Origin of the sequence: Streptomyces sp. WY228 (assembly GCF_019287315.1) — a bacterium.
Taxonomy (GTDB): domain Bacteria; phylum Actinomycetota; class Actinomycetes; order Streptomycetales; family Streptomycetaceae; genus Streptomyces; species Streptomyces caviscabies.
On the sequence record NZ_CP079114.1, the window covers coordinates 5698856 to 5725566 of the forward strand.

The following is a 26711-nucleotide window of genomic DNA, read 5'->3' on the forward strand; positions in this document are numbered from 1 at the left end:
GACGGTCAGTCCTTGCGCGGCGAACCGCGCCGTACGCAGCCACATTAGCCCGGCGGGAGCGGCGCTCAGGGCCCGACCGGCAACGCCCGCAGCGAACACGGCGTCACGCGTCCCGTCACGGAGGGCTCAGTGCTGCTCGACGCCGTGCAGCGGGAAGCCCGCGATGCCCCGCCAGGCCAGCGAGGTGAGGAGCTGTACGGCGGTGTCGCGCGGGATGGCCGACTGGCTGGAGAGCCAGTAGCGCGCCACCACCTGGGAGACGCCGCCGAGTCCCACCGCCAGCAGCATGGACTCGTCCTTGGACAGCCCGGTGTCCCCGGCGATCACGTCGGAGATGGCCTCGGCGCACTGGAGCGAGACCCGGTCGACGCGCTCGCGCACGGCCGGCTCGTTGGTCAGGTCGGACTCGAAGACCAGCCGGAAGGCGCCGCCCTCGTCCTCCACGTACGCGAAGTAGGCGTCCATCGTCGCCTCGACGCGCAGCTTGTTGTCCGTCGTCGAGGCCAGCGCCGTGCGCACGGCCTGGAGCAGCGACTCGCAGTGCTGGTCGAGAAGGGCCAGGTAGAGCTCCAGCTTTCCGGGGAAGTGCTGGTAGAGCACCGGCTTGCTGACCCCGGCCCGCTCGGCGATGTCGTCCATCGCGGCGGAGTGGTAGCCCTGCGCGACGAAGACCTCCTGTGCGGCGCCCAGCAGCTGATTGCGTCGGGCGCGGCGGGGCAGCCGTGTGCCCCGCGGGCGCGCCGCCTCTGTCTGCTCGATGGCTGTCACGCCGCCTCCCAAATATGTGTTCCAGCACAGCCGGTCCGTGCACGCTGCGCCGTACAGCCATCGTACTTTTGGGTAACCCTGGTATGCGCGGCGCGGACGCAGAATTTCATGGACCGGACGGCTGTGGAAGCCACAGTTCTCTGTGGTCGTGAGCAAACCGGGGCGTATCAGCGGTAATCGTCCTCATCGAGGGGGATCACCCTGCGCTGTTCCGCCATATCGGCCTCATTGGCGGTGGCCAGGTCGGCGTTCTCCAGCTGTTCGTCGTCCTCGGGCCGGACGTCCGTCCGCTGCTCGGCGGTGTCCGCCTCGGGGGCCTCGGGCCCCGCGTCCGCCGGTTCGGCGTTCTCGAACGTGTCCGGGTCGCTCGGGTCGACCGTCATGGCGCGCTCCCTTCCTTCCCCTAGAGCCTAGGAGTTACCCGTCCACCCCGCGATGCGGGCTTGTGACGGCGAACACATGAATGAGGGCGTGATCGTCTCGTAACATTGCCGCATGTCTTCGACCGAGCTGCCGGGTGTCCAGGCCGCCGCCGCCGCGGTGGCCCCGACGGTCAGTGCCGTCCGGGTCGCCGACGGCGAACGGCTGCGCTCCGTGTCCCTGCCGGGGATCGGTCTGAACATCCGCTGCCGGCCGGGCGACCGCACCGGACTGCCTCCCGCGCTGTACGTGCACGGGCTCGGCGGATCGTCGCAGAACTGGTCCGCGCTGATGCCGCTGCTGTCCGACCTGGTCGACGGCGAGGCGGTCGACCTGCCCGGATTCGGGGACTCGCCGCCGCCGGACGACGGCAACTACTCGGTGACCGGACACGCCCGTGCGGTGATCCGGCTGCTGGACGCGGAGGAGCGGGGCCCCGTCCATCTGTTCGGCAATTCGCTGGGCGGCGCGGTCGCCACCCGGGTCGCCGCCGTCCGCCCCGACCTGGTGCGCACCCTCACCCTGATCTCGCCCGCCCTGCCCGAGTGGCGGGTGCAGCGACCCGCCGTCCCGACCGGTCTGCTGGCCGTGCCGGGGGTCGCCTCCCTGTTCGCCCGGCTCACGAAGGACTGGACGGCGGAACAGCGGACCCGCGGAGTCATGGCACTCTGTTACGGCGATCCGGCACGGGTCTCCGACGAAGCCTTCCGCCATGCGGTGGCCGAGATGGAGCGGCGGCTGGAGCTGCCGTACTTCTGGGACGCGATGACGCGTTCGGCCCGGGGCATCGTGGACGCGTACACCCTGGGCGGCCAGCACGGACTGTGGCGCCAGGCGGAGCGCGTGCTCGCACCGACGCAGCTCGTGTACGGCGGACGGGACCAGCTCGTCTCGTACCGGATGGCACGCAGGGCGTCCGCGGCCTTCCGCGACGCCCGGCTGCTGACCCTGCCCGACGCGGGGCACGTGGCGATGATGGAGTACCCGGAGGCGGTCGCCCAGGCGTTCCGGGAACTGCTGGACGATAGCGGCGGGAGCTGATCCGGGGCGTGGGACGACACAGTCGAAAGGGCTCCGGGGCGATCCGCCCGGACGCGGCGGAACCCGCCGGCGAACGCGCCGCGGCGAGGCCCGCGTCCGGCGGCGGCCGACGCAGGCGGACCGGGCCTCCGCCGACCGGTGACGGGCGCGGCCCGTTCACCGCGGACGCCCCGCAGGTGCGCGGCGGCCACCCCGAACAGCGTGAACAGGGCGGCGGCTGGGGGACCGGACCGGTGCCCCGCCACGGCCAGGGCCACGACGCCCCCGCCCCGCACAGCGCTCCCCAGCAGCATCCGCCCCACCCGTACGCCGGTCCGGGCGGACACCCCGCCGACGCCCGGCCGTACGCCACCGGACCGGGCGGACCCGGTGGGCCCCAGGACGCCGCCCGTCGGCAGGCCGTGGCCCGTCAGGTGTCCGCCCAGCGCGCGGCCCAGCGCGCCGCGGACGGCCGGGCGGCCCAGCAGCCGACGCTCGACGGCTCCCCGGTGCCGGGCCCGCGCCGGGAGTTCCTGGACGCCTTCGACACCGGGGCCCCCGACACCGCCCCCGTCGCGCCGCCCGCCGGGCCCTCCGACGGCGCGGACGACGCCGAGGCCGGTGAGCCGGACGAACGCCCCGCGGCCCGGGGCTCCAAGGGCCGTACGTTCACCGGGATCGCCGCCGCCGCGGTGACCACCGTGCTCGCGGTCGTGGTGGCCGGACAGGTCGCCGAGGACTCCGGCGACCGTGCCGCCGCCGCCCGCGCCGCCGAGGTGGAGCGGCAGGGCCAGGGCGAGGAGGCCTCCCGCTCCGACGCCCGCCCGACCCCGGAGCAGCCCTCGGCCAAGCCCGAGGTCAAGCCCCTCTCGTACGCCGCCAAGATGGCGCAGCCGTATCCGCTCGCCGCGGATCTGAAGGCGAGCGGCACGTTCGAGGCCGTGCCCGGTCTGGCGAAGGCCCCCGGAAAGGGGCAGAAACACCGCTATCGCATCGATGTGGAGAAGGGCCTCGGTCTCGACGCCGGACTTTTCGCCGAAGCCGTGCAGAAGACGCTCAACGACAACCGGAGTTGGGCGCACAACGGCGCGATGACCTTCGAGCGGATCTCGTCGGGCACCCCGGACTTCGTGATCACGCTCGCCAGTCCCGGGACCACCGGCGACTGGTGTGCCAAATCCGGTCTGGACACCACGATCGACAATGTCTCCTGCGATTCCGCCTCGACCGACCGCGTCATGATCAACGCCTATCGCTGGGCCCAGGGCGCCGCCACCTTCGGCCCGGACCAATTGCTGGCCTACCGTCAGATGCTCATCAATCACGAGGTCGGCCACCGGCTGGGTCACAACCATGTGAGCTGCCGCACTCCCGGCGCTCTGGCTCCGGTCATGCAGCAGCAGACCAAGACCCTTGAGCTGGAAGGCATCAAGTGCAAGCCCAACCCCTGGGTGCACCCCACCGGCTGACCCCCCGTACGTCCGCATGATGAGACGGCCGTCTTGTTCCGCTTTGACAGCGGTCAGGGCGGTCGTTCATATTTCTCGGCATGTCGCGCAGCCCCGCACCTTCCGAGATCGCCGCCCTTGAGCTGGCGCTTCTCGGCGTGACCGGGCACTGCGTAGCCGACATTCTCTGTCGCTGACGCCTGTCCGAGCGCGCGTCGGCCCTTTCTTCTTCACCTTTCCCCGTGAGCCCTTTCTCCGGCTCCGGCGGGCCCTTATGACTGCCGCGCCCGGACGTATTTCCGTCCGCAGGCGCGGCCTTTTCCTTTTCGTTCCCCGGTGCCGGGGTCCGGTCCGTCTTCTCGTCGTCGCCTGCGCGGATGCCGCCTTGCCGTTCCTTCGCTTTCCTCCGCTTCTTTCGCTCGCAGCATTCCGAGAGGTCATCTTCCGATGCGTCAACCGTCGCTCATATCCCGCCGCGTGGCAGCGTCCACCGCCGTACTCGTCCTGGCCGCGGGCGTCGCGGCCTGCGGCCCCGAGGACAGCAAGAACGCCTCCGGCGCCTCCGGGGCCGATGGCAAGCCGCAGAAGGGCGGCACCCTCACCATCCTGAACAGCAACGCGCAGCAGGACTTCGACCCCGCCCGGCTCTACACCTCCGGCGGCGGCAACGTCCCCTCCCTCGTCTTCCGCACCCTCACCACCCGCAACCGCGAGGACGGGGCCGAGGGCGCGAAGGTCGTCCCCGACCTGGCCACCGACCTGGGCACCCCCAGCAGAGGCGCCACCGTGTGGACGTACACCCTCAAGGACGGCCTCACGTACGAGGACGGCACCGCGATCACCTCCGCCGACATCAAGTACGGCATCGAGCGCTCCTTCGCCGCCGAACTCTCCGGCGGCGCGCCCTACCTGCGCGACTGGCTGATCGGCGGGGCCGACTACCAGGGCCCGTACAAGGACAAGAAGGGCCTCGACTCCATCGAGGTGCCCGACGAGAAGACCATCGTCTTCCACCTCAACAAGCCCGTCGGCGAGTTCCCCTACCTCGCCACCCAGACCCAGACCACCCCGGTCCCGCAGGCCAAGGACACCGGCACCAAGTACGAGGAGCACCCGCTCGCCTCGGGCCCGTACAAGGTCGTCACCAACGAGAACGACGGCGAGCGCCTCGTCCTGGAGCGCAACCCGCACTGGTCGGCGAAGACCGACGAGGAGCGCAAGGCCTACCCCGACCGGATCGACGTCCGCTCCGGCCTCGACTCCGCCGTCATCAACCAGCGCCTCTCCGCCTCCCAGGGCGCGGACGCCGCCGCCGTCACCACCGACACCAACCTCGGCCCGGCCGAACTCGCCAAGGTCGGCAGCGACAAGAAGCTCGCCGCCCGCGTCGGCACCGGCCACTTCGGCTACACCAACTACCTCGCCTTCAACCCGAAGGTGAAGCCCTTCGACGACCCGAAGGTGCGCCAGGCGATCTCGTACGCCATCGACCGCTCCTCGATCGTCAACGCGGCCGGCGGCTCCTCGCTCGCCGAGCCCGCCACCACCTTCCTGCCCGAGCGGGACTCCTTCGGCCACACGCCCTACGACCACTTCCCGGCGGGCGAGACCGGTGACGCGGCGAAGGCGAAGGAGCTGCTGAAGGAGGCCGGGCACGACCAGGGCCTGACCATCACCCTCACCCACTCCAACGACAAGGACTTCGAGACCAGCCCGGAGATCGCCACCGCGATCCAGGCCGCGCTGAAGAAGGCCGGCATCACCGTCAAGCTCCAGGGCCTGGAGAGCAACGACTACTCCGACACCATCCACAGCGCGAAGAAGGAGCCCGGCTTCTTCCTCGCCCACTGGGGCGCCGACTGGCCCTCCGGCGGTCCCTTCCTCGCCCCGATCTTCGACGGCCGGCAGATCGTGAAGGACGGCGCCAACTTCAACACCGGTTTCCTGAACGACCCCGAGGTCAACAAGGAGATCGACGAGATCAACAAGATCACCGACCTGAAGGCCGCCGCCACCCGCTGGGGCGCGCTCGACCAGAAGATCGGCGAGAAGGCCCTGACCGTCCCGCTGTTCCACCCGGTCTACAAGCGGCTGTACGGCGAGGACGTCAGGAACATCGTCATCAGCGACTGGACCGGCGTCCTCGACGTCTCCCAGGTCGCGGTCAAGTAACCATGTCCGAAGCACTGTTGGTCCAGGAGGCGGGAGCGGCGCCGGCCGTCGCCCCCGCCTCCGGGGCCCGGCTGTTCCTGCGCAGGCTGCGCGCCCAGCGCGCGGCCTGCGCCGCGGCCCTCGTCGTCCTCCTGCTCGTCCTGGTCGCGCTCGCCGCCCCGCTGCTCACCGCACTGGCGGGCCAGGACCCCAACGCCTACCACCCCGACCTCGTCGACTCGGCGGCCGGCGGCGTCCCCATCGGCTCCTTCGGCGGCATCAGCGCCGAGCACTGGCTCGGCGTCGAACCGCAGACCGGCCGCGACCTGTTCGCCCGGGTCGTGTACGGCGCCCGGGTCTCGCTCGGCGTCGCCCTCGTCGCCACCGTCCTCCAGATCGCCCTCGGCCTGGTCATCGGGCTCGCCGCCGCCCTCGGCAGCCGCTGGGTCGACCAGCTCCTCGGCCGGATCACCGACGTCAACGTGGCCCTGCCGGTCATGGTCATCGCGCTGGCGCTCCTGGCGATCGTGCCCGAGTCCTTCCCCCGGCCCGTTCTGATCGCCCTGGTCATCGGGGGCATCGGCTGGTCCGGTACGTCGAAGCTCGTGCGGGCCCAGGCGCTCACCCTGAAGTCCCTCGACTTCGTCTCGGCGGCCCGGCTCAGCGGGCGCGGAAAGTGGTCCATCGCCCGCCGCGAGCTGCTGCCCTCGCTGGCCGCGCCCGTCATCACCTACGCGGCGCTCGCCTTCCCCACCAACATCATCGTCGAGGCGGCGCTGTCCTTCCTCGGCGTCGGCATCAAACCGCCCACCCCGTCCTGGGGGCAGATGCTCACCGAGGCCGACACCTGGTACCAGGCGGCCCCCACGTATCTGCTGATCCCCGCCGGGCTGCTGTTCATCACCGTGCTCGCGCTCACCGTCCTCGGCGAGGGCATCCGCACCGCACTCGACCCGCGCGCCGCGTCCCGGCTCCGGGTGGGCACGACCAGGAAGGGGGAAGCGGCATGACCGGCTTCCTGCTCCGGCGGCTCGGCGGGGCCGCCCTCGTCCTGCTCGCCCTGACCGCCCTCCTCTACGCGATCTTCTACGTGGCCCCCGGCGACGTCGCCCAGATCGCCTGCGGACCCCGCTGCTCGCCCGCCCAGGTCGCCCAGGTCACCGAGCAACTGCGCCTGGACGACCCGGTGTACGTGCAGTACGGACACTTCCTCCAGGGCATCGTCGCCGGCCGCGACTTCTCCACCGGCACCGGCACCGAGCACTGCGCGATGCCCTGCCTCGGCGTCTCCTACCAGTCCGACCAGCAGGTCACCCAGCTCATCCTGGCCAAGCTCCCGGTCACCGGCTCGCTGGTGATCGGCGCGTTCGCCGGCTGGCTGCTGCTCGGCGTCGGCACCGGCGTGCTCTCCGCCTGGCGGCGCGGCCGGATCACCGAACGGGTGCTGACCTGGCTGACCCTGGCCGGCTCCGCCACCCCGGTCTTCGTCATCGGGCTGCTGCTCATCATCGTGTTCTGCTCCACCCTCCAGTGGCTGCCCGCCCCCTCCTACGTACCGTTCACCGAGAACCCCGAACAGTGGGCCTGGGGACTGCTGCTGCCCTGGACGTCACTCGCGCTCATCGAGTCCGCGAAGTACGCCCGCCTCACCCGCAGCGCCATGCTGGAGACCCTCGCCGAGGACCATGTGCGCACCTTCCGCGCGTACGGGGTCGGCGAGCGGGCCATCATCGGCCGGCACGCGCTCCGGGGCGCGGTGGCGCCCGTCATCGCGCTCAGCGCCCTCGACTTCGGCTCGATGTTCGGCGGCGCGGTGCTCACCGAGTCGCTCTTCGGCATCCCCGGCATCGGCCGCGAGCTGGTCCACGCGGTCAAGGTCGTCGACCTGCCCGTCGTGGTCGGCATGGTGCTGGTGACCGGCTTCTTCGTCGTCCTCGCCAATGCCGTCGCGGACCTGCTGTACGCGCTGGCCGACCGACGGGTGGTCCTGTCATGACCCCGCACGAACCCCTGGTCGAGGTCACCGGCCTCACCGTCGACTTCGGCTCCGTCCGGGCCGTCGACGGGCTCTCCTTCACCCTGGAGGCGGGCGGCGCGCTCGGCGTGGTGGGGGAGTCCGGCTCCGGCAAGAGCGCCTCCGCCTACGCCCTGCTCGGCCTGCACCGGGGCACCGGCGCCCGGGTCGGCGGCCTGGTCCGCGTCGCCGGCACGGACGTGAACGCGGCCGACGACCGTGACCTGCGGGCGCTGCGGGGCGCGAAGGCCGCCATGGTCTTCCAGGACCCGCTGTCCTCGCTCGACCCGTACTACCCGGTCGGCGACCAGATCGCCGAGGTGTACCGGGTCCACCGCCCCGTCTCCCGCAAGGCCGCCCGCGCCCGCGCCGTCAAGGTGCTGGACCGGGTCGGCATCCCGGACGCGGCCCGCCGCTCCCGGCTGCGCCCGCACGAGTTCTCCGGCGGCATGCGGCAACGGGCCCTCATCGCGATGGCGCTCGCCTGCGAACCGCTCCTGCTGATCGCGGACGAGCCGACCACCGCGCTCGACGTCACCGTGCAGGCCCAGATCCTCGACCTGCTGCACGACCTGCGCCACGAGACCGGCATGGGGCTCCTGCTGGTCACCCATGACGTGGGCGTCGCGGCGGAGAGCGTGGACGAGGTGCTGGTGATGCGGCACGGCAAGGAGGTGGAGCGCGGCCCGGTCGCCCGGGTGCTCGGCGCGCCGCGCGAGCCGTACACCAAGGAGCTGCTGGCCGCGGTGCCGAGGGTGGAGACCCGCAGGGTCGTGCCGGTGCCCTCGCCCCGGGCGGAGGAGACCTCCGTACCGCTGCTCGAAGCCGTCGGTCTGCGGCGCGAGTTCGGCCGGGGGAGCGGGCGGGTCGCCGCCGTGGACGGGGTCTCGCTCACCGTGCACGCCGGGCGCACGCTCGGCATCGTCGGCGAGAGCGGCAGCGGCAAGACCACGCTCGGCCGGATGCTGGTCCGGCTCCTCGACCCGACGGCGGGCCGCCTCCGTTACGGGGGTACGGAGATCGGCTCGCTGCCCGAGAAGGAGCTGCGGTCCTTCCGCCGCGACCTCCAGATGGTCTTCCAGGACCCGGTGGCCTCGCTCAACCCGCGTCGCTCGGTCGGGGAGTCCGTCGCCGATCCGCTGCGGGCGGCGGGGGAGAGCGACGAGGGGCGCATCCGGGACCGGGTGGGCGCGCTCCTGGAACGCGTCGGTCTGGACCCGGCGCACTTCGAGCGCTACCCGCACGAGTTCAGCGGCGGACAGCGCCAGCGCATCGGGATCGCCCGCGCCCTGGCCGCCGAACCGAAGCTGATCGTCTGCGACGAACCGGTCTCCGCACTGGACGTCACCACCCAGACCCAGGTCATCGAACTGCTCTCGGAACTCCAGCGGGAGCTGGGCATCGGCCTGGTCTTCATCGCCCATGACCTCGCCGTGGTCCGGCAGGTCAGCGACGAGGTCGCGGTGATGCGCCGGGGCGTGATCGTGGAGCAGGGCGGCGCCGACGAGGTCTACGGACAACCGCGGGACCCGTACACCCGGCAGCTGCTGGCGGCCGTTCCCGCCCTCGATCCCGGCCTCGCGGAGGCCCGCAGGACGGCCCGCAAGGAGCTGGCCCGGGCCTGACCCTCCGTAACAACCGACCGCTGTATCGCGACGGAACGCGACGGGGGCGGGAAAGTTACGACGGTTCACCCCTTTCGGTGGCGCGACGGACAACCGTCCGTCGCGCCACCGGCGTATCCGCTTACGGTCGTCCCGCTGTGAGTCGCCGTTTCAACGGCGGCCGCCCACAAGGGAGATCGGGGGTGTACTCGTGCGGATCGGACTGCTCACCGACGGTGGTTATCCGTATGCGACCGGTGAGTCCAGACTCTGGTGCGACCGACTGGTGCGCGGGTTGCCGCAGCACGAGTTCGACCTGTTCGCCCTGAGCCGCTCCGCCCACCAGGAGGACCAGGGCTGGGTCCGGCTGCCGCGCCAGGTCAGCCGGGTGCGCACCGCACCGCTGTGGACCCCCGAGGACGGCACCCTGCGCGGCAGCGGCGAACGCGGCCTGCTGGCCCGGCTGGTGACCGGCGGCGAACAGTCCTACGGGCGACGCGACCGCCGACGCTTCACCGAACACTTCACCGCCCTCGCCACCGCGATCTGCACCCCCGACGAGGCCGGTACGGAAGCGGGCGCCGGCCCCGGCGCCGAGCTCTTCGCCGACGGGCTCTACGGTCTCGCCGAGCTCGCCCGCGAACGCGGCGGACTCCACCTCGCCCTGCGCTCCGAGACGACGGTGCGGATCCTGGAGGCCGCCTGCCGCGCCCACGGCACCGGCCGCACCGTGCAGAGCGCCACCGTCCCCGACCACCTCGCCCTCGCCGCCGAGCTGGAGCGCGCGCTGCGCCCGCTCTCGCTGGACTGGTACGACCAGGAGAGCCTCGGCGCGGTCGACCTCTGCCACGCGGCCTCCGGCGGGGCGGCCGCGCTTCCGGGGCTCCTGGCCAAACGCTTCTTCGGGGTTCCGCTGCTGGTCACCGAGCACGGCGTTCCGCTGCGCGCGCACTTCCTGGCCGCCTCCGACACCCCGTACGGCACCTCCGTGCGCGCCCTCCTCGCCGGTTTCCACGGCCGCCTCGCCACCGAGGTCTACCGCCAGGCCGCCCTCGTCACCCCCGGCAACACCCATGTCCGCCGCTGGCAGCAGCGCTGCGGAGCCGACCCCGCCAGGCAGCGCACGGTCTACCCGGGCATGGCCGCCGAGCGCTTCGGCCCGGTCGGCGAGGACGCCGAACGGCTCGGCGCGGCGGGCGAGGACGACGGGCCGGGCGGCCCCGGCACCCTGGTCTGGGTCGGCCGGATCGAGCCCGCCAAGGACCTGATCGCCCTTCTCCACGCCTTCGCCGAGGTCCGCCGCGCCGAGCCCGCCGCCCGGCTGCGGGTCTTCGGCGCCCCGGCCGAGAGCGAGGAGGCCACCACCTACCTCGCCCACTGCAAGGCCCTGGCCGCCCAGCTCTTCCCGGACGAGGCCACCGGCGCGCACACCGAGGGCGTCAGCCCGGTCACCTTCGAGGAGATCGGCGGCCCCGAGATCCCCGACCTCGCCGAGGCCTACGGCGCGGGCGGCGTGATCGTGCTGTCCAGCGTCGTCGAGGGCTTCCCGGTCAGCCTCGTCGAAGCCATGTTCTGCGGCCGGGCCACCGTCTCCACCGACGTGGGCGCGGTCGTCGAGGTCATCGGCGGCACCGGCCTGGTGGTGCCCCCGCGCAACCCCAAGGCGCTCGCCGACGCCTGCGTCGCGCTGCTGCGCGACCCCGAGCGCCGGGCCAGGCTGGGCGCCGCCGCACGGGCCCGCGCGCTCGAACTCTTCACCGTCGAACAGAACCTCGCGGCATTTCGCGGCATTTACCTGGAGCTGATGTCGCACACCCCGGTGCGCCGGGAGGCCGACACGGTGGACGCCCACGGCGACCCGCTGCCCTTCGCCACCCCGCCGGAGGCCCGCCTCCTCGGCCACTGGACCCAGCCCGGGGCGCACCTGCGGCCGGCGGCGGACCCGGACGGTCCGGGGCTTCCCGGCGCTGATGCCGGTGCCGATGCCGTCGCAGGCGTCGCCGTCGTCGGCGCGCCGGGCTGGGCCGTCGTACCAGGGGCCCGGCTGCCGGACCGGCCGGGCGAGCCCGAGCCGCAGCACACCCGGGAGCCGGAGCCCGAGGGTGTCTGCGCGGTCGCGGCGGGACCCGCGGGGGACGGCGATGCGTGACCACCCGACCCGCCACGACCACGGAGACCACCCGATGACCCGTCCGGACGACCCGGCGACCCTCCCGGGCGACCCGGCGCCCTTCGCCTCCGTCCCGGATCGGCCCGCCGAGATCCCGCCCCGCTCCACAGCGCGCCGGGCGCCGTCCGGCACCACCCGCCGCGGCCCGGCCGACCCGGTGAAGTCCCTGCTGCACGACCACCGCGACCTGTGCGAACGGGCCGTGGACCCGCTGGAGATCGCCGCCGGTCTGGAGGCGCACGGCCTCACCGACCGCACCGCCGCCCGCTACCGCCACCGGGACGTCTTCGCCCTCGCCGAGGAGCTGTACGCCCGGATGCCACCCCGTACGCGGGAGCCCGCCGCCGGCGGGCCGCCCGGCCCCGGTCCCGACACCGAGGCACGGGCCGCCTGGACGCTCCTCGCCCTGTTGCCCGGGGCCGCCGCGCTGGCCACCGCCGGGGTGCTCCGGGTCACCGAGGGCGTCCTCGGCGACGGCACCCGGGCCCTGGTCACCGTCGTCGGCGCCGTCCTGGCCTGCCTGGCGCTCCGGGCCTGTCTCGGCCGGGGGCCCCTGCGCGCCCCCGAAGGAGCGGGCCGGGCCGGGATGTACGCCTGCTGGCTGCTCAGCTACGCGGTGTACGGCGAGGGGCTGCTCGCCCAGGTGATGACCGGCGGCCCGGACGGCCCCTGGGTCGGCACCCCCGGCCCGCTGCTCGGACTCGCCGCCGCCGTCGCCCCGGCCGCCTGGTGCGCCCACCTCTTCACCGTCCGGGCCCACCGCAAACTGGCCGGCAGCCGCGCCCTGGAGGAGTTCGGCGCGGGCGTGCGCCCCCTGCTGCTGGCGGCCGTCACCCTCTTCCTCGCCGCACTGCTGCCCCTGCTGTATCTGGCCGACCTCGGCCTCGGCGGGAGCGGCACGCCCGTCGCGGCGGTCGCCCTCGGAGTGCTGTTCTTCGTGGCCCGGCTGCTCGCCGCCCACGGACTGCCCGAGCCGGGCACCGTCGCGCTGGCCGGCGCGTGTGCCGTCGAGGCCGGCGCCCCGGCCCTCGTCCTCGCCGCCCGGCTGCCCGGACTCGAACCCCTCGCCCGGCCCGTGGACGCCCTCGTCTCGGCAGGCGGGACGGGCGCCGTGTCCGCGCTGGCCTGCGGCGGGGCCGCCATCGGACTGCTGCTGCACGCGGCCCTCGCGCTCTCCCGGGCCTCCGCCCACACCCGGAGCTGAGAGATCCGAGAACCCACGCCGCCCCACCGACGTACCACCGCACCACTCCCGCGGAGCCGACGCCGCGGGCCCTGCCCCAGCACCGTACGACCGACTGACTGACCTAGGAGAACCCCGCCATGACCCCCCAATCCCCCGCACCGGCAGCCCGCCGTCGGCACCGAGGCGGTGCGCGATGAGGGTGCTGCTGCTCGGAGCCAACGGATTCCTCGGCCGCTTCGTCGCCGACCGTCTGCTGGCCGACCCCGCCGTCCACCTCACGGCTCTCGGCCGCGGCGACGACGCCGACGTCCGGTTCGACCTCGCGGGCGGCAGCCCCGGGGCCCTCACCCGCTTCCTGGACGCCGTCCACCCCGGCGTCGTCGTCAACTGCGCGGGCGCCACCCGCGGCGGCGCCCGGGACCTCACCCGGCACAACACCGTCGCCGTCGCCACCGTCTGCGAGGCGCTGCGCCGCAGCGGCTGCGGGGCCCGGCTCGTCCAGGTCGGCTGCGCCTCGGAGTACGGGCCCTCGCAGCCCGGCTCCTCCACCGCCGAGGACGCCGTGCCGCGCCCCGGCGGCCCGTACGGCGTCAGCAAGCTCGCCGCCACCGAACTGGTCCTCGGCTCCGGCCTCGACGCCGTCGTGCTGCGGGTCTTCTCGCCCGTCGGCCCCGGCACCCCGGCCGGCTCGCCGCTCGGCCGGCTCGCCGAGGCGATGCGCCGGGCCATGCAGATGGGCGACGGTGAGCTGAAGCTCAGCGGGCTCGGCGTGCAGCGGGACTTCGTCGACGTACGGGACGTGGCGCGGGCCGTCCACGCCGCCTCGCTCTCCGCCGCCCAGGGCGTCGTCAACATCGGCACCGGGCGGGCCGTCCGGCTCCGCGACGCCGCCGCCGTGCTCGCCCGCGTCGCCGGGTACGCGGGCGCGCTCCACGAGCTGGACTCGCCGCCTCCGCGGCTGCCCATCGGGGCCCCGCGCACCTCCGCCGAGTCCGTCATGGAACACCTCTCCGCCACCCCGTCCCCGTATCCGGACGGCTGCGGGGCCTGGCAGCAGGCCGATGTCCGCACCGCCCGGGACCGGCTCGGCTGGCGGCCCCGGATCAATCTGGAGGAGTCCCTCGCGGACATCTGGATGGAGGCGGCGTGCCGTATCTGACCGCACCCGCCGACGCCCGCCGGACCGCGGGCGGCGAACAGCTCGGCTTCGGCGTCCCGGGCTACGCGCACCCGCTGCTCGCCCCCGCCGAATGGGCCGAGCTGGCCCGCCCGGGCACCCCGCTGCACTGGGCCGTCCTCAACATCGCGAACGGCCCCGGCACCCGGCCCGACCCGCACTGCCTGGAGGCGGCGGGGCGGCTGCGCAACGCCCGCGAGCGCGCCCTGCACGGCGAAGCCCCGGACGACACCGTCCGGGCCTCCGGCGGCCGGCTGCTCGGCCATCTCGACCTGGCCTTCGGCGAACGGCCCTTCGGCGAACTGATCGCGGACGCCCGGTCCTTCATCGACTGGTACCGCATCGGCGGCTTCTACCTCGCCCACTGCCCCACCGAGCGGGCCGAACTGCCCGCCGTCCGCCGCCTCACCGGCACGCTCCACGCCCTGCTGGCGGAGAGCGACAGCGCGGACGGCGGGGGCCGCCTGGTGCTGGGCCACGGCGCCCACCCGTATCCCGGGTACGCGGAGGCGGCCGACCAGCTGGTCACCTTCCAGGGGCCCTGGACCGACTACCGCTGGTCGCAGGTGGCCGAGTGGACGGCCGACTATCCACCGGAGCGGTTCGCCCACTTCGTCCACGGGGTGCCGCGCACCCATCTGGAGGAGGCCATGCGGATCGCCCGTTGGCAGGGCGCCGGAACGATCTTCTTCACCGACCGGAACGACCGGAACGACCGGAACGACCGGGACGACCGAACCGGACAAAGCGACCCATTCGCGACGCTGCCCAGGTACTGGGACGAAATCGTCTCGCGGATCGGACCCGGTATCTCGGAATGAGGAGGGGCGTGGCAGTGTTACGGGGAGAACAACCGTACGTAGCCGACCGTAAGAAGCCGGTCTGCGTAGACATCCGACCACCTGCATTGTTGAGGTTCCTGTGTCGCTGCCACCCCTGGTCGAGCCAGCTGCTGAGCTCACCGTCGACGAGGTCCGCAGGTACTCCCGCCACCTGATCATCCCGGACGTCGGGATGGACGGACAGAAGCGCCTGAAGAACGCCAAGGTGCTGTGTGTCGGCGCCGGCGGCCTCGGCTCGCCGGCCCTGATGTACCTGGCCGCGGCCGGTGTCGGCACGCTCGGCATCATCGAGTTCGACGAGGTCGACGAGTCGAACCTGCAGCGCCAGATCATCCACAGCCAGGCCGACATCGGCCGCTCCAAGGCGCAGTCGGCCAAGGACTCGGTGCTCGGCATCAACCCGTACGTGAACGTCATCCTCCACGAGACGCGGCTCGAAGCCGACAACGTGCTGGAGATCTTCGCGCAGTACGACCTGATCGTGGACGGCACGGACAACTTCGCCACCCGCTATCTCGTCAACGACGCCGCGGTGCTGCTGAACAAGCCGTACGTGTGGGGCTCGATCTACCGCTTCGACGGCCAGGCCTCCGTGTTCTGGTCCGAGCACGGCCCCTGCTACCGCTGCCTCTACCCGGAGCCCCCGCCGCCGGGCATGGTCCCCTCCTGCGCCGAGGGCGGCGTGCTGGGCGTGCTCTGCGCGTCCGTCGGCTCCATCCAGGTCACCGAGGCCATCAAGCTGCTCGCCGGCGTCGGCGACCCGCTGGTCGGCCGCCTGATGATCTACGACGCCCTGGAGATGCAGTACCGCCAGGTCAAGGTCCGCAAGGACCCCGACTGCGCGGTCTGCGGCGAGAACCCCACCGTCACCGAGCTCATCGACTACGAGGCCTTCTGCGGCGTCGTGTCCGACGAGGCCCAGGAGGCGGCGCTCGGCTCGACGATCACTCCCAAGCAGCTCAAGGAGTGGATCGACGGCGACGAGAAGATCGAGATCATCGACGTCCGCGAGCCGAACGAGTACGAGATCGTCTCGATCCCCGGCGCCACGCTGATCCCGAAGAACGAGTTCCTCATGGGCACCGCCCTCCAGGACCTCCCGCAGGACAAGCGCATCGTCCTGCACTGCAAGACGGGCGTCCGCAGCGCCGAGGTCCTCGCGGTCCTCAAGTCCGCGGGCTTCGCCGACGCGGTGCACGTGGGCGGCGGCGTGATCGGCTGGGTCAACCAGATCGAGCCCGAGAAGCCGGTGTACTAGAACACTCCGTACGGGCAGGGGCCCGGTCCGCGCACCGCGGACCGGGCCCCTTTCCCGTGCGCGCCTCCGGTCACCCGCAGGTCCTGCCGTCCGCCGGGACCTTCCCGTCCAGGAAGTAGTCGTCGATCGTCGAGGTCACACAGTCGTTGGAGCCGTAGGCCCCGTGGCCCTCGCCCTTGTTGGTCAGCAGGACGCCGACGCCCTCGCCCAGCTCGTCCGCCATCCGCCGCGCCCCCTCGTACGGGGTCGCCGGGTCGCCGGTCGTCCCGACGACCAGGACCGGCCCCGCGCCCGGCGCACTGGTCTCCGGTGTCTCGTGCTCGCCCTCCACCGGCCACTCGGCACACCAGCCCGCGGTGTCCCAGGCCAGGAACGGGCCGAAGACCGGCGACAGCTTGCGGAACTCCGGCAGCAGCGCACGGGCCTCGTCCACGGTGGGACGTGACGTCGAGTCGGCGCAGGAGATCGCCCGCTGGGAGTGGCTCTGGGTGTCGTAACGGCCCTGCTCGTCCCGGCCGTTGTACGAGTCGGCGAGCCGGAGCAGACCGTTGCCCGTGCCGTTGTTCTCCGCCTCGTCGAGGGCGGCGGTCAGGGCGGGCCAGGACGACTCGGAGTACAGCGGGGTGACGATGCCGGTGATGGCGAGCGACTCGCTCAGCTCGCGGCCCGAGTCGGTCGGCAGCGGACTCCGGTCGATCCGGGCCAGCAGCCGGGCGATGCGCTCGGAGCCCTCCTTCGGACTCTGGCCCCGGTCCTTCAGATAGTTCTCCAGGGCGCGCTGGAAGCCCACGGTCTGGTTGCGGGCGTGCCCGATCCCGTCGGCCGTCGGGTCGACGGCCGCGTCCAGCACGGTGCGTCCCACCGAGTGCGGGAAGAGGTGCGCGTACGTTCCGCCCAGCTCCGTACCGTAGGAGAAGCCGAAGTAGGACAGCTTCTCGTCGCCCAGGACCTGGCGGATCAGGTCCAGGTCGCGGGCGGCGTTGCCGGTGCCGACGTGCGGCAGCACCGTGCCCGAGCGGCGCTCGCAGCCGGCGCCGAACTCCGCGGCGTCCTCGATGAAGGCCGCCTCCTCCGCCGCCGTGTCCGGGGTCAGGTCGACGTTGCGGTGGGCCTGTTCCTGCTCCTTGTCGGTGCGGCAGCGCACCCCGGAGCTGGCGGCGACCCCGCGCGGATCGAAACTCACCAGGTCGTAGCGGGTGTTGAGCTTCGCGTACGATCCGGCGGCGCGCGGCAGGGTCGCGACGCCGGACCCGCCGGGGCCGCCGAAGTTGAACAGCAGCGAGCCGAGCCGCCGCCCCTTGTCCCGGGCCTCCTTGCGGATCAGGGCGACCGAGAGCGTCTCCCCGGACGGATCCGCGTAGTCCAGCGGTACGTCCACCCGTGCGCAACGCCAGGCGGAACCCGGGGCGTTGCCGCCGCGCGGGGCCGTGCAGCGCTTCCAGTCGAGGCGCTGGGAGGTGAGCTCCGAGGGCAGCTCCGGTGTCCTGGGCGAGTCCGTGGGACCGGCCGGCGCGGGCGCGGCGGAGGTGTGGCCGGGGCGACCGTCGGCCGGCACGTCCGCATCCGGCTCCGACAGCCCGCAGCCGGCGAGCAGTCCCGCCGCGAGCAGTACCGCTCCTGTCGTGACGGCGGCCCGCTGGGCGCGACGGTGCGCACGCATGATCCGGCTTCCCTCCCTCGGAGGCCCGAAGCCGGTGGTGACGCGTCGGGCGGCTGTGGTGTGCGGTCATGCTAACCGCCGTACGCGGTACGGGAGTCGGGGCGCGGGATCAGCCGCAGACCGTTCCGGACTCGGGCACCTTCCCGTTCAGCAGATAGCCGTCCACCGTCCGTTGCACACAGGCGTCCTTGCTGTTGTACGCCCCGTGCCCCTCGCCCTTGTAGGTGAGTTCGACGCCGACGCCCTTGCCCAGCTTCTCCACCATCGCCTTCGCGCCCGCGTACGGGGTCGCCGGGTCACCGGTGTTGCCGATGACCAGGATCGGGGCGGCGCCCGGGGCGCTGACGTCCGGGGTCTGCCAGGCGCCCGCGACCGGCCAGCCGGTGCAGCTCATCAGCCCCCAGCCCAGATAGTCCCCGAACAGCGGGGACGCCTTGCGGAACGCGGGCAGGGCCGCCTTCGTCTGCTCCAGCGAGAACCGCTGCTTGCTGTCGGCGCAGTTGATGGCGATGTTGGCGGCGTTGGAGTTGTCGTAACGCCCGTCCTCCGAGCGGCCGTTGAGCGAGTCGGCCAGCGCCAGCAGCAGCCCGCCGTTCTTGCCGTCCGCCTCGTCCAGGCCCTGTTCCAGCAGCGGCCAGGTCTCCTTGGAGTACAGCGCGGAGGCGATCCCGGTGGTCGCCAGCGTCTGCGTCAGCGCCCGGTCGCCGAGACCGTCGACGGGCTGCTCCTCCAGCTCGGCCAGCAGATCGGCGATGAACTGCTCGACCTCCTGCTGGGTGGCCCCGGGCAGCGCGCAGTCGTCGCGCTCCGCGCAGTCCTTCGTGAAGTTGTCCAGGGCGAGCTGGAAGCCCTCGGCCTGGCCGAGGGAGGACTGCTCGGCGTCCTTCGTGGGGTCGACCACCGCGTCGAAGACCGCCCGGCCGACCTTGTCCGGGAAGAGGTGCGCGTACACGCCGCCCAGCTCGGTGCCGTACGAGATGCCGAAGTAGTGCAGCTTCTCGTCGCCCAGCACCGTGCGCAGCAGGTCCATGTCGCGGGCGGCGTTCGTCGTGCCGACGAAGGGGAGTTCGTCGCCGGAGTTCTCCTCGCAGGCCGCGATGAAGTCCTTCTGCCCCTGGACGAACTGCTTCTCCTCCGCCGCGTCGTCCGGGGTGGCGTCCTCCTGGTAGAAGGCGTCCAGCTGGGCGTCGTCCGCGCACTGCACGCCCTCGCTGCGGCCCACCCCGCGCGGGTCGAAGCTCACCAGGTCGTAGCGGGTGCGGAGCCTGTCGTACTCGGTGCCGAACGCGGGCAGCGTCGCCACCCCGGACGCGCCGGGCCCGCCGAAGTTGAACACCAGCGAGCCGATCCGCCGCTGCTGCTCCTTGGCCTTCGCCCGCACCAGCGCCAGCTCGATCGTGCGGCCGTCCGGCTTCGCGTAGTCCAGCGGCACGTCCATGAAGGAGCACTCCCACACCACACCGCCGGGCAGCGGCGACGGCGACTCGCCGCCGCCCTGGGACGTGTTGGGCGGCGGACAGGGGGACCACTCCAGCTTCTGCGAGGCCAGGTCCTCGGCGGTGGCGGTCGGCGAGGCGGTCGAGGCCCCGGTGGGCGTCGAGGACCCCTCCCCGTCGCCGTCGTCCGAACAGGCGGCCAGCGGCAGCAGGACGGTGGCGGTGGCGGCGAGGGCGGCGGCGCGCAGAGCGGGGGAAGTCCTCATGCCCCCATCGTGCGGCGGGGCGCCGGGGAGCGCGGCCGGGCGCGGTCCATGCGGGTGGCGGCGAGGCCGGTACGGGAGGGGCGGCGGCGGTACGGGCGTGCGGCGGGCTGCCGCCACCGGCCCGCCCGCCCGGCCCCGGCGGCTACCGCCCGCCCGGCCACCGGATGCGCGTACGGATCACAGCTCGCCCTTGCGGGTCAGCTGGTTGAAGGCGATCCACCCCGGCAGCACCGGCAGCCACAGCGTCATCACGCGGTACAGCAGCACCGCCGGCGCCGCGACCTCCTTCGGCAGCCCGACCGCGATCAGGCCCAGCGTCAGAGCGCCCTCGACCGCGCCCATACCGCCCGGCGTCGGGGCGGCCGAGCCGAGCGCGTTCCCGGCGAGGAAGACCACCGCGATGCTCGCGTAACTCAGCTGCGGCACGTCCGGGCCGCTGAACGCCCGGATCGAGGCGTCCAGACAGAGCACGAACAGACCGGTCAGCAGCAGCATGCCGCCGATGCCGGTGAGCAGCTTCTGCGGCCGCTGCACCACGTCCAGCATGCGCGGCACGACCCCGGCGAACAGCGAGCGCACCCGGGTCACCACGAACTTCCGCAGGAACGGAATCGCCGTCACCACCAGCACCAGCACCGCGACCGTCAGCAGACCCGCGATCACCGTCCGGGACGGGGTCAGCGAGTCCGGGGTCTTCTCCGTGCCCGTGAGATAGCCGAACAGCGCCAGCAGCATGATGTGGGCGCCGAGACCGAACAGCTGCGAGGCCCCGACGCTCGCCACCGCCAGACCGGGGCGCACCCCGGCCCGCTGGAGGAAGCGGGTGTTCAGCGCCACGCCCCCGACCGCGGCGGGCGCCACGATCTTCACGAACGAACCGGCCACCTGCGCCTGCACGGTCTTCAGGAACGACACCCGCTCGGGCACGAAGCCCAGCAGGCTCATCGCCGCCGCCACGTAACTCAGCGCCGAGAAGCCGAGGGCGGCCGCCACCCAGCCCCACTCCGCCTGCTCCACGACCGCGCCGAAGTCGGCCTGGGTGACCTGCGAGATCAGGAAGTACGCGGCGATGGCGCCGGCGATGAAGCTGAACAGGGTGCGCGGCTTGATGCGCTCCAGGCGGACCGGTTCGACCGGGGCCTGCGGGCGGATCAGGAGCACCTGGCGGCGGATCTGGGCCAGCAGATCCTCTTCGCGGGCCTCCTCCAGCGCATCGTCCATGGCGCGCTTCTCGGCCTGCTTCTCGGTCCGCAGCGACTTGCGCTCCGCCTTGGAAGCCGCCTTGCCGTCCGTCCCGGGGGCGGAGAGCCCGGCCCTCGCCTGCTTGGCCGCCTGGGAGGCCTCCAGCACCGCCTCCCGCTCGCGCTGCGAACGCTCGCGGGCGATCCGGCGCAGCGTCGCCCGGGTGGAACGGCTGAGCGCGATCGGCTGGAGCAGCGGCAGACAGTCCGCCACCGCGTCCGGGCCGAGCACGGCGAGCGCCCCGGCCACCGACCGCTCCGCGCCCACCCGCAGCCCCAGCGTGGTCAGCAGCTGGGCCACGTCCATCCGCAGCACCAGATCACCGGCGGCGATCTCGCCGCCGCGCAGATCCGTCACGAACGCCCTGCCGGAACGATCCACCAGGAGGGCGTCACCGGTCAGCCTGCGGTGTGCGATCCGCCGCGACTGGAGGGCCTTCACCTGACGCCAGGCGCTGCGCACCAGATCGTCGGTGATCTCCTCGTCCTCCATCGAGTCCAGCGACCGGCCGCCGATGTGCTCGTAGACGAGCATCACCGCGTCCGGGCCCAGCTCGGAGGTGGCGATCAGCTTGGGCGCGTTCGCCCCGGCGGCGATGGCCGCGTACGCGAGCAGCGCCTCCTGCTCCAGCGCCTGGCGCAACGACTGGATGGAGCGCCGCTGGGTGATCCCGCGCAGGGTGAGCCGCCGCCAGGCCCGGTAGAAGAACCCCTGGGCCTGCTGTTCCCGGTCGACGACGGTGACGTCCAGCGGCGGCCCGTCCTCCAGGGTGACCAGATAGCGCCGTCCCCGGTCGCCCTGGTCGGTGCCGTCCTTGTCCGGGGTGTCCTCGGTGCGCATCGCCGCGACCGGCCGGAAGCCCACGTGCCGCAGACCGGCCATCAGGTGCTGGCCGGTGGGGCGGACGTTCGGCGAGCCGACCGCGTACAGCGTTCCGTACGCCACCGTCCAGCCGATCAGCACGGTGAGGATGATCGAGAACGGGGTGGTGTACCCGCCGACGAGCATCGCGAACGCGTCGAGCAGCAGCACCACCCACAGCACCACGCGCCAGCGCGGCCGCCGGGCCATGCCGACCGCCGTCATGTACGCGATGACCGGTGCGAGATAGCCGTGCACCGGGTCGGTCAGCCCGCCGGTCGTCTGCGGCTGGGTCAGCGCGTCCTGGATGGTGCCGGGAGCGGTCCGCGACACCCAGAGATCGGTGGCGAGCGTCACCCCGTGGGCGAGCACGGCGGCGAGCACCCCGTCCGCGATCCGCAGCCCGTCGCGTTTGATCAGACGTTCGATGGCGAAGGCGACCGGCACCAGCAGCACGGCGATGCTGGACACCAGGCCGGCGATCTTGATCAGCAGATCGGGCGCCTGCTCGGTGCCCTTGGAGATGTCGTCCTCAAGACCGGTGGTGGTGCCCTGGGCGAACGCGGCGATCGAGAACAGGATCGCGATCGCGAGCACCCCGATGAGCAGCCGCATCAGGTCGGAGGGGCGGTGCACCCGGGCGGGGAGCAGCGGTTCGTCGCCGGAGACGCGGTCGGTCAGGGCGGCCTCGGCGGAGGCGAGCGTCGAGCCCGCCAGATGTCCGGTGGTGGACGTCGTGGGGCCGTCGGCGCGGAGGGCTCCGGGGGACTCGGGACCGCCCTGCGGGCGCTCCCCGGCATCGGAGGCGTCCGCCGCCTTCGGTGGCTGCACGCCCTGCTCCTTCGTCGCCTCTGGTTCGTCTTCGTGTTCTGGTATCACCGGTCACCGCCCGCATGATGGTGGCACGGCCCGTAGACGGAGGAGGGCATCAGGGTGCATCGCACGGGCGCGGGAAGCGCAACATACGCTCCTTTGCACCCGCGCGCACGCGGTGTGCGCGGACGGAAACCGTTTCGGCCGGGCTGTCGGTGGCGTACGGCAGGATGGGCCGGATGAGCCAGCACCAGACGGACGGGGGCGGCCCCGGCACCGCCCCGGCCGGCGGCGGTCCGCCGGAACACGCGGAGCTGCCGGAGTACGCGGAGCGCGTCCTCGACGTGGCCGATCTCATCCCGCCCGGCCGGGTGATGACCTACGGCGACATCGCGGAGTGGCTGGGCGAGGGCGGGCCCCGCCAGGTCGGCCGGGTCATGGCGCTGTACGGATCGGCCGTGCCGTGGTGGCGCGTCGTCCGCGCCGACGGGACGCTGCTGCCCTCCCACGAGCTGCGGGCGCTGGACCACTACCGCGCGGAGGGCACCCCGCTGCGCGAGGCGTCCCGGCAGGCGGAGGGGCACATCCCGCGGATCGACATGCGCCGCGCCCGCTGGGACGGGCACGCGCGCGGCGACGGGGGCGGTCCGGGCGGTTCCGGAGACCCGGTCGGTTCCGGTGATCCGGATGGTCCGGGCGGTTCCGGTGATCCGGGCGGGCGCGGCGGTCCGGTCGGTGCCGGCGGTCCGGGCGAGAAAGCTCACACCTGACAGCTTCCGCCATCGGCCCGCCCGGGCGGCGCCCCGACGCGGCAGCGCACGTGACGAGGGACGCAGCGCGGCCGCCGCCTCCCGCGCCGTCGCTGGCGTAGCGTCGTCATCGCGCGGCACGCTCCGCCCCTTCCTCTTCCCCGTCTGCACCGACCCTGTTCCTCTTCACCCGTACACCTACGTACACCCACGCACATCAACGCACATCCACGCATATCCACAGGACCGGCGATCCACGTGAGTTCCTCCTCCACCCGGCACAGTCCGCACCGTGAGTCACGGCCGCGGACCACGGGTGCGTACCGGCTGGTGCGCACTCCGCCGGGTTCGGTGGATCCTCCTCTGCTGGACGCAGGCCAGCGCGCGGTGGTTGACCACCCGGGGGGTCCGCTGCTGGTCCTCGCCGGGCCTGGCACCGGCAAGACCACCACCCTCGTCGAATCCGTCGCCGCACGGGTGAACCGGGGCGCCGACCCGGCCCGCATCCTCGTCCTCACCTTCAGCCGCAAGGCCGCCGTCGAACTGCGGGACCGGATGGCCGCCCGCCTCGGCGCGGCCCGGGGTCCGCAGGCCACCACGTTCCACTCGTACTGCTACGCCCTGGTCCGGGCCCACCAGGACGCCGACCTCTTCGCCGATCCGCTGCGGCTGCTCTCCGGGCCCGAGCAGGACGTCACCGTCCGCGAACTGCTCGCGGGCCAGCTCGACCTGGAGAAGGAGGGCCTGGCCCATGTCCGCTGGCCGGACGAGCTGCGGTCCTGCCTGACCACCCGCGGCTTCGCCGACGAGGTGCGCGCCGTGCTGGCCCGCAGCCGCGAACTGGGCCTCGGCCCGGACGCGCTGGCCGCCTTCGCCGCCCGCACCGGCCGCCCGGACTGGAGCGCGGCCGCCCAGTTCCTCGCCGAGTACCTCGACATCCTCGACGCCCAGGGCGTCCTGGACTACGCGGAGCTGGTGCACCGCGCGGTCCTGCTCGCCGAGCGCCCGGAGGTGGCGGCGGAGCTGGCCGGCCGGTACGACGCGGTGTACGTCGACGAGTACCAGGACACCGACCCCGCCCAGGTGCGCCTGCTGCACGCGCTGGCCGGGAACCGGGGGCGCGGCGAGGACCCGAGCGGCGGGCGGACGCTGATCGCCTTCGGCGACCCCGACCAGTCGATCTACACCTTCCGGGGCGCCGACGTGAACGGCATCCTCGACTTCCCGGACACCTTCCGCCGGGCGGACGGAGGCCCCGCGCCGGTGGGCGTCCTCACCACCTCCCGTCGCTCCGGGGCCGGACTGCTGGCGGCGACCCGGCTGCTCACCCGCCGGATGCCGCTGACCAGGCTGCCCGGCGACACGGTCCGCGCCCACCGCGACCTCCACGCCGTCCGGGACGGCGGCCGTGTCGAGACGTACACCTACCCGACCACGTCCACGGAGCTGGAGAACATCGCGGACCTGCTGCGCCGCGCCCACCTGGAGGACGGGGTGCCGTGGCAGGAGATGGCCGTGCTGGTACGGGCCGGAGGCCGCTCGCTGCCCGCCGTCCGCCGCGCCCTCACCTCCGCCGGCGTCCCCCTGGAGGTCGACGGCGACGATCTGCCGCTGCGCCACGAACCGGCCGTCGCCCCGCTGCTGACGGCCCTGCGCACGGTGGCGACGGCGGCGCTGCACCACCGCCCGGTCGAAACGGAAGCGGAGGATCAGCCGGAAGCAGGTCCCACCTCCTGGCTCGACACCGAGACCGCCCTCACCCTCCTCACCTCCCCGCTCGGCGCCATGGACGCCGCCGATCTGCGCCGCCTCGGCCGGGCCCTGCGCGACGAGGAACGCGCCGCCGGAATCCGGGTGCCCGCGCCCTCCGACGACCTGCTGGCCCGCGCGCTGGCCGAGCCCGAGCGGCTCGTCACGCACGACCCGGCGTACGCCCACGGCGCGCAGCGCCTCGGTGCGCTCCTGCGCAAGGCCCGCGAGCTTCTCCAAGGCGGCGGCACCGCCGAGGAGGCCCTGTGGATCCTCTGGAACGGCACCCCCTGGCCGGGCCGGCTGGCGCGGGCCGCGCTGCGCGGCGGGGCGGGCGGGCGCAACGCCGACCGCGATCTCGACGCGGTGTGCGCCCTGTTCGACACGGCCGCCCGCGCCGAGGAGCGCACCGGCGGGCGCGGGGCCCTCAACTTCCTCGAAGAGGTCGACGCCCAGGACATCGCCGCCGACACCCTCTCCCGGCGGACCGCCCGCCCCGACGCCGTACGCCTGATGACCGCCCACCGCTCCAAGGGCCTTCAGTGGCGGCTCGTCGTCGTCGCCGGGGTCCAGGAGGGCGTCTGGCCCGACCTGCGCCGCCGGGGCTCGCTCCTGGAGGCGGACCGGATCGGCCGCGACGGACTCGCCGAACCCCTCACGCCCGGGGCCCTCCTCGCCGAGGAGCGCCGGCTCTTCTACGTCGCCGCCACCCGCGCCCGCGACCGCCTGATCGTCACCGCCGTGAAGGCCCCCGCCGACGACGGCGACCAGCCCTCCCGCTTCCTCACCGAACTCGGCGTCGAACCCCGCGACGTCACCGGCCGCCCGCGCCGCCCGCTCGCGGTCGCCGCACTCGTCGCCGAACTGCGCGCCACCACGGTCGACCCGGCCGCATCCGCCGCGCTGCGCGAGGCCGCCGCCCACCGCCTCGCCCGGCTCGCCGCGCTCACCGACGACGAGGGGCAGCCGCTGGTGCCGGCGGCCCACCCGTACCGCTGGTGGGGTCTGGAGGAACCGACCCGCTCCGCCGTCCCGCTGCGCGACCGCGACCAGCCCGTCACCCTCTCCGGCAGTGCGCTGGACCAGCTCGCCAACACCTGCGCCCTCCAGTGGTTCCTGGGCCGCGAGGTGAAGGCCGACGCCCCGGCCACCGCCGCCCAGGGGTTCGGCAACGTCGTCCACGTCCTCGCCGACGAGGTCGCCTCCAGCCGGACCCCCGCCGACCTCGACGTCCTCATGGAACGCCTGGACTCCGTGTGGAACGGCCTCGCCTTCGACGCCCCCTGGAAGTCCGAGCAGGAGAAGGACCAGGCCCGCGCCGCCCTGGAACGCTTCCTGCACTGGCACGTCCTGGACCGCGGCGGCCGCACCCCCACCGCGAGCGAGCACGACTTCGACGTGACCCTGGAGGCGGGCGAGTACGCCGTCCGCATCCGGGGCTCCATGGACCGGGTCGAACAGGACGCCGAGGGCCGGGCGTACGTCGTCGACTTCAAGACCGGCAAGAGCGCGCCCACCAAGGACGAGGTCGCCGCCCACCCCCAGCTCGCCGTCTACCAGCTCGCCGTCCGGGAGGGCGCGGTCGACGAGGTCTTCGACGGAAGGCGCCCCGAGCCGGGCGGGGCCGAACTGGTCCAGCTCCGTCAGCCCGCCCCCAAGAAGGAGGGCGGCGACGCCTTCCCCAAGGTCCAGGCCCAGGAACCGCTGGCGGGGGAGTGGGTCTCCGACCTGCTCGCCACCGCCGCCGGAAAGGTCCTGGACGAACGCTTCACGCCCACCACCGGCACCCACTGCGCCCACTGCACCTTCCGTGCCTCGTGCAGCGCACAGCCCGAGGGGCGGCAGGTGGTGGAGTAGCCGTCGGGTCTGGTTCGTAC

The 26711-nt window shown here is 73.3% G+C and carries 19 protein-coding genes; 14 read left to right on the top strand and 5 right to left on the bottom strand.

From position 1 onward, the window contains the following. Positions 1–126: 126 nt before the first annotated feature. Both KV381_RS25105 and KV381_RS25110 read right to left on the bottom strand, forming a co-directional pair. A complete protein-coding gene (locus tag KV381_RS25105; RefSeq protein ID WP_030087318.1) occupies positions 127–768 on the bottom strand; it encodes a TetR/AcrR family transcriptional regulator in 642 nt (213 codons plus the stop codon). 167 nt (positions 769–935) lie between these two features. Beyond that, a complete protein-coding gene (locus KV381_RS25110; RefSeq protein ID WP_030087317.1) occupies positions 936–1151 on the bottom strand; it encodes a hypothetical protein in 216 nt (71 codons plus the stop codon). Between the two features lie 112 nt (positions 1152–1263). Between KV381_RS25110 and KV381_RS25115 the strand changes: the two genes are divergently transcribed. The 12 genes from KV381_RS25115 to moeZ all read left to right on the top strand — a co-directional run bounded on the left by KV381_RS25115 (position 1264) and on the right by moeZ (position 16058). Then, positions 1264–2229 carry an alpha/beta fold hydrolase gene (locus KV381_RS25115; RefSeq protein WP_030087316.1) on the top strand — a complete coding sequence of 322 codons (966 nt, stop codon included), beginning with the start codon at positions 1264–1266 and terminating at the stop codon, positions 2227–2229. Positions 2230–2237: 8 nt separating this feature from the next. After that, positions 2238–3677, top strand: coding sequence for a DUF3152 domain-containing protein (locus KV381_RS25120; RefSeq protein ID WP_218786360.1), 1440 nt, complete (start codon positions 2238–2240; stop codon positions 3675–3677). Between the two features lie 80 nt (positions 3678–3757). Further along, on the top strand, positions 3758–3853 hold the full coding sequence (locus tag KV381_RS37120; protein WP_309544399.1) for an Ms4533A family Cys-rich leader peptide: 96 nt from the start codon (positions 3758–3760) through the stop codon (positions 3851–3853). Between the two features lie 250 nt (positions 3854–4103). Further along, positions 4104–5828 (top strand): ABC transporter substrate-binding protein, encoded by a 1725-nt coding sequence (locus KV381_RS25125; RefSeq protein ID WP_218786364.1) that lies wholly within the window; start codon positions 4104–4106, stop codon positions 5826–5828. Positions 5829–5830: 2 nt separating this feature from the next. Beyond that, on the top strand, positions 5831–6817 hold the full coding sequence (locus KV381_RS25130; RefSeq protein WP_030087313.1) for an ABC transporter permease: 987 nt from the start codon (positions 5831–5833) through the stop codon (positions 6815–6817). Next, on the top strand, positions 6814–7803 hold the full coding sequence (locus KV381_RS25135; RefSeq protein ID WP_030087312.1) for an ABC transporter permease: 990 nt from the start codon (positions 6814–6816) through the stop codon (positions 7801–7803). The genes KV381_RS25130 and KV381_RS25135 overlap by 4 nt, the downstream gene beginning before the upstream one ends. Continuing rightward, positions 7800–9446 (top strand): ABC transporter ATP-binding protein, encoded by a 1647-nt coding sequence (locus tag KV381_RS25140; protein WP_218786367.1) that lies wholly within the window; start codon positions 7800–7802, stop codon positions 9444–9446. Before KV381_RS25135 ends, KV381_RS25140 begins: the two co-directional genes overlap by 4 nt. Before the next feature lie 190 nt (positions 9447–9636). Beyond that, entirely contained in the window at positions 9637–11574 is a 1938-nt protein-coding gene (locus tag KV381_RS25145) for a DUF3492 domain-containing protein (protein WP_218786368.1), read from the top strand. Positions 11575–11608: 34 nt separating this feature from the next. Beyond that, a complete protein-coding gene (locus KV381_RS25150) occupies positions 11609–12799 on the top strand; it encodes a hypothetical protein (protein WP_256995149.1) in 1191 nt (396 codons plus the stop codon). 175 nt (positions 12800–12974) lie between these two features. After that, positions 12975–13940: an NAD(P)-dependent oxidoreductase gene (locus KV381_RS25155; RefSeq protein ID WP_030087305.1), complete on the top strand. Its 966-nt coding sequence runs from the start codon at positions 12975–12977 to the stop codon at positions 13938–13940. Next, positions 13928–14779 (top strand): spherulation-specific family 4 protein, encoded by an 852-nt coding sequence (locus KV381_RS25160; protein WP_218786371.1) that lies wholly within the window; start codon positions 13928–13930, stop codon positions 14777–14779. The genes KV381_RS25155 and KV381_RS25160 overlap by 13 nt, the downstream gene beginning before the upstream one ends. Before the next feature lie 100 nt (positions 14780–14879). Further along, positions 14880–16058 carry an adenylyltransferase/sulfurtransferase MoeZ gene (moeZ, locus tag KV381_RS25165; RefSeq protein ID WP_030087300.1) on the top strand — a complete coding sequence of 393 codons (1179 nt, stop codon included), beginning with the start codon at positions 14880–14882 and terminating at the stop codon, positions 16056–16058. 70 nt (positions 16059–16128) lie between these two features. On the opposite strand, the gene KV381_RS25170 is transcribed toward moeZ, so the two are convergent. From KV381_RS25170 to KV381_RS25180, 3 genes are all read right to left on the bottom strand, one after another. Next, the gene (locus KV381_RS25170; RefSeq protein WP_218786373.1) at positions 16129–17718 is read right to left on the bottom strand and encodes an alpha/beta hydrolase; all 1590 of its coding nucleotides are present in this window, start codon (positions 17716–17718) and stop codon (positions 16129–16131) included. A gap of 109 nt (positions 17719–17827) precedes the next feature. Further along, on the bottom strand, positions 17828–19420 hold the full coding sequence (locus tag KV381_RS25175) for an alpha/beta hydrolase (RefSeq protein ID WP_030087295.1): 1593 nt from the start codon (positions 19418–19420) through the stop codon (positions 17828–17830). Between the two features lie 177 nt (positions 19421–19597). After that, complete coding sequence (locus KV381_RS25180) at positions 19598–22354, bottom strand: lysylphosphatidylglycerol synthase domain-containing protein (RefSeq protein ID WP_030087292.1); 2757 nt, start codon at positions 22352–22354, stop codon at positions 19598–19600. Positions 22355–22575: 221 nt separating this feature from the next. On the opposite strand from KV381_RS25180, the gene KV381_RS25185 reads away from it, so the two are divergent. Together KV381_RS25185 and KV381_RS25190 are read left to right on the top strand one after the other, a co-directional pair. Continuing rightward, entirely contained in the window at positions 22576–23106 is a 531-nt protein-coding gene (locus KV381_RS25185) for an MGMT family protein (RefSeq protein ID WP_218786377.1), read from the top strand. A gap of 237 nt (positions 23107–23343) precedes the next feature. Continuing rightward, positions 23344–26691 carry an ATP-dependent DNA helicase gene (locus tag KV381_RS25190; protein WP_218786380.1) on the top strand — a complete coding sequence of 1116 codons (3348 nt, stop codon included), beginning with the start codon at positions 23344–23346 and terminating at the stop codon, positions 26689–26691. Positions 26692–26711 lie beyond the last annotated feature (20 nt).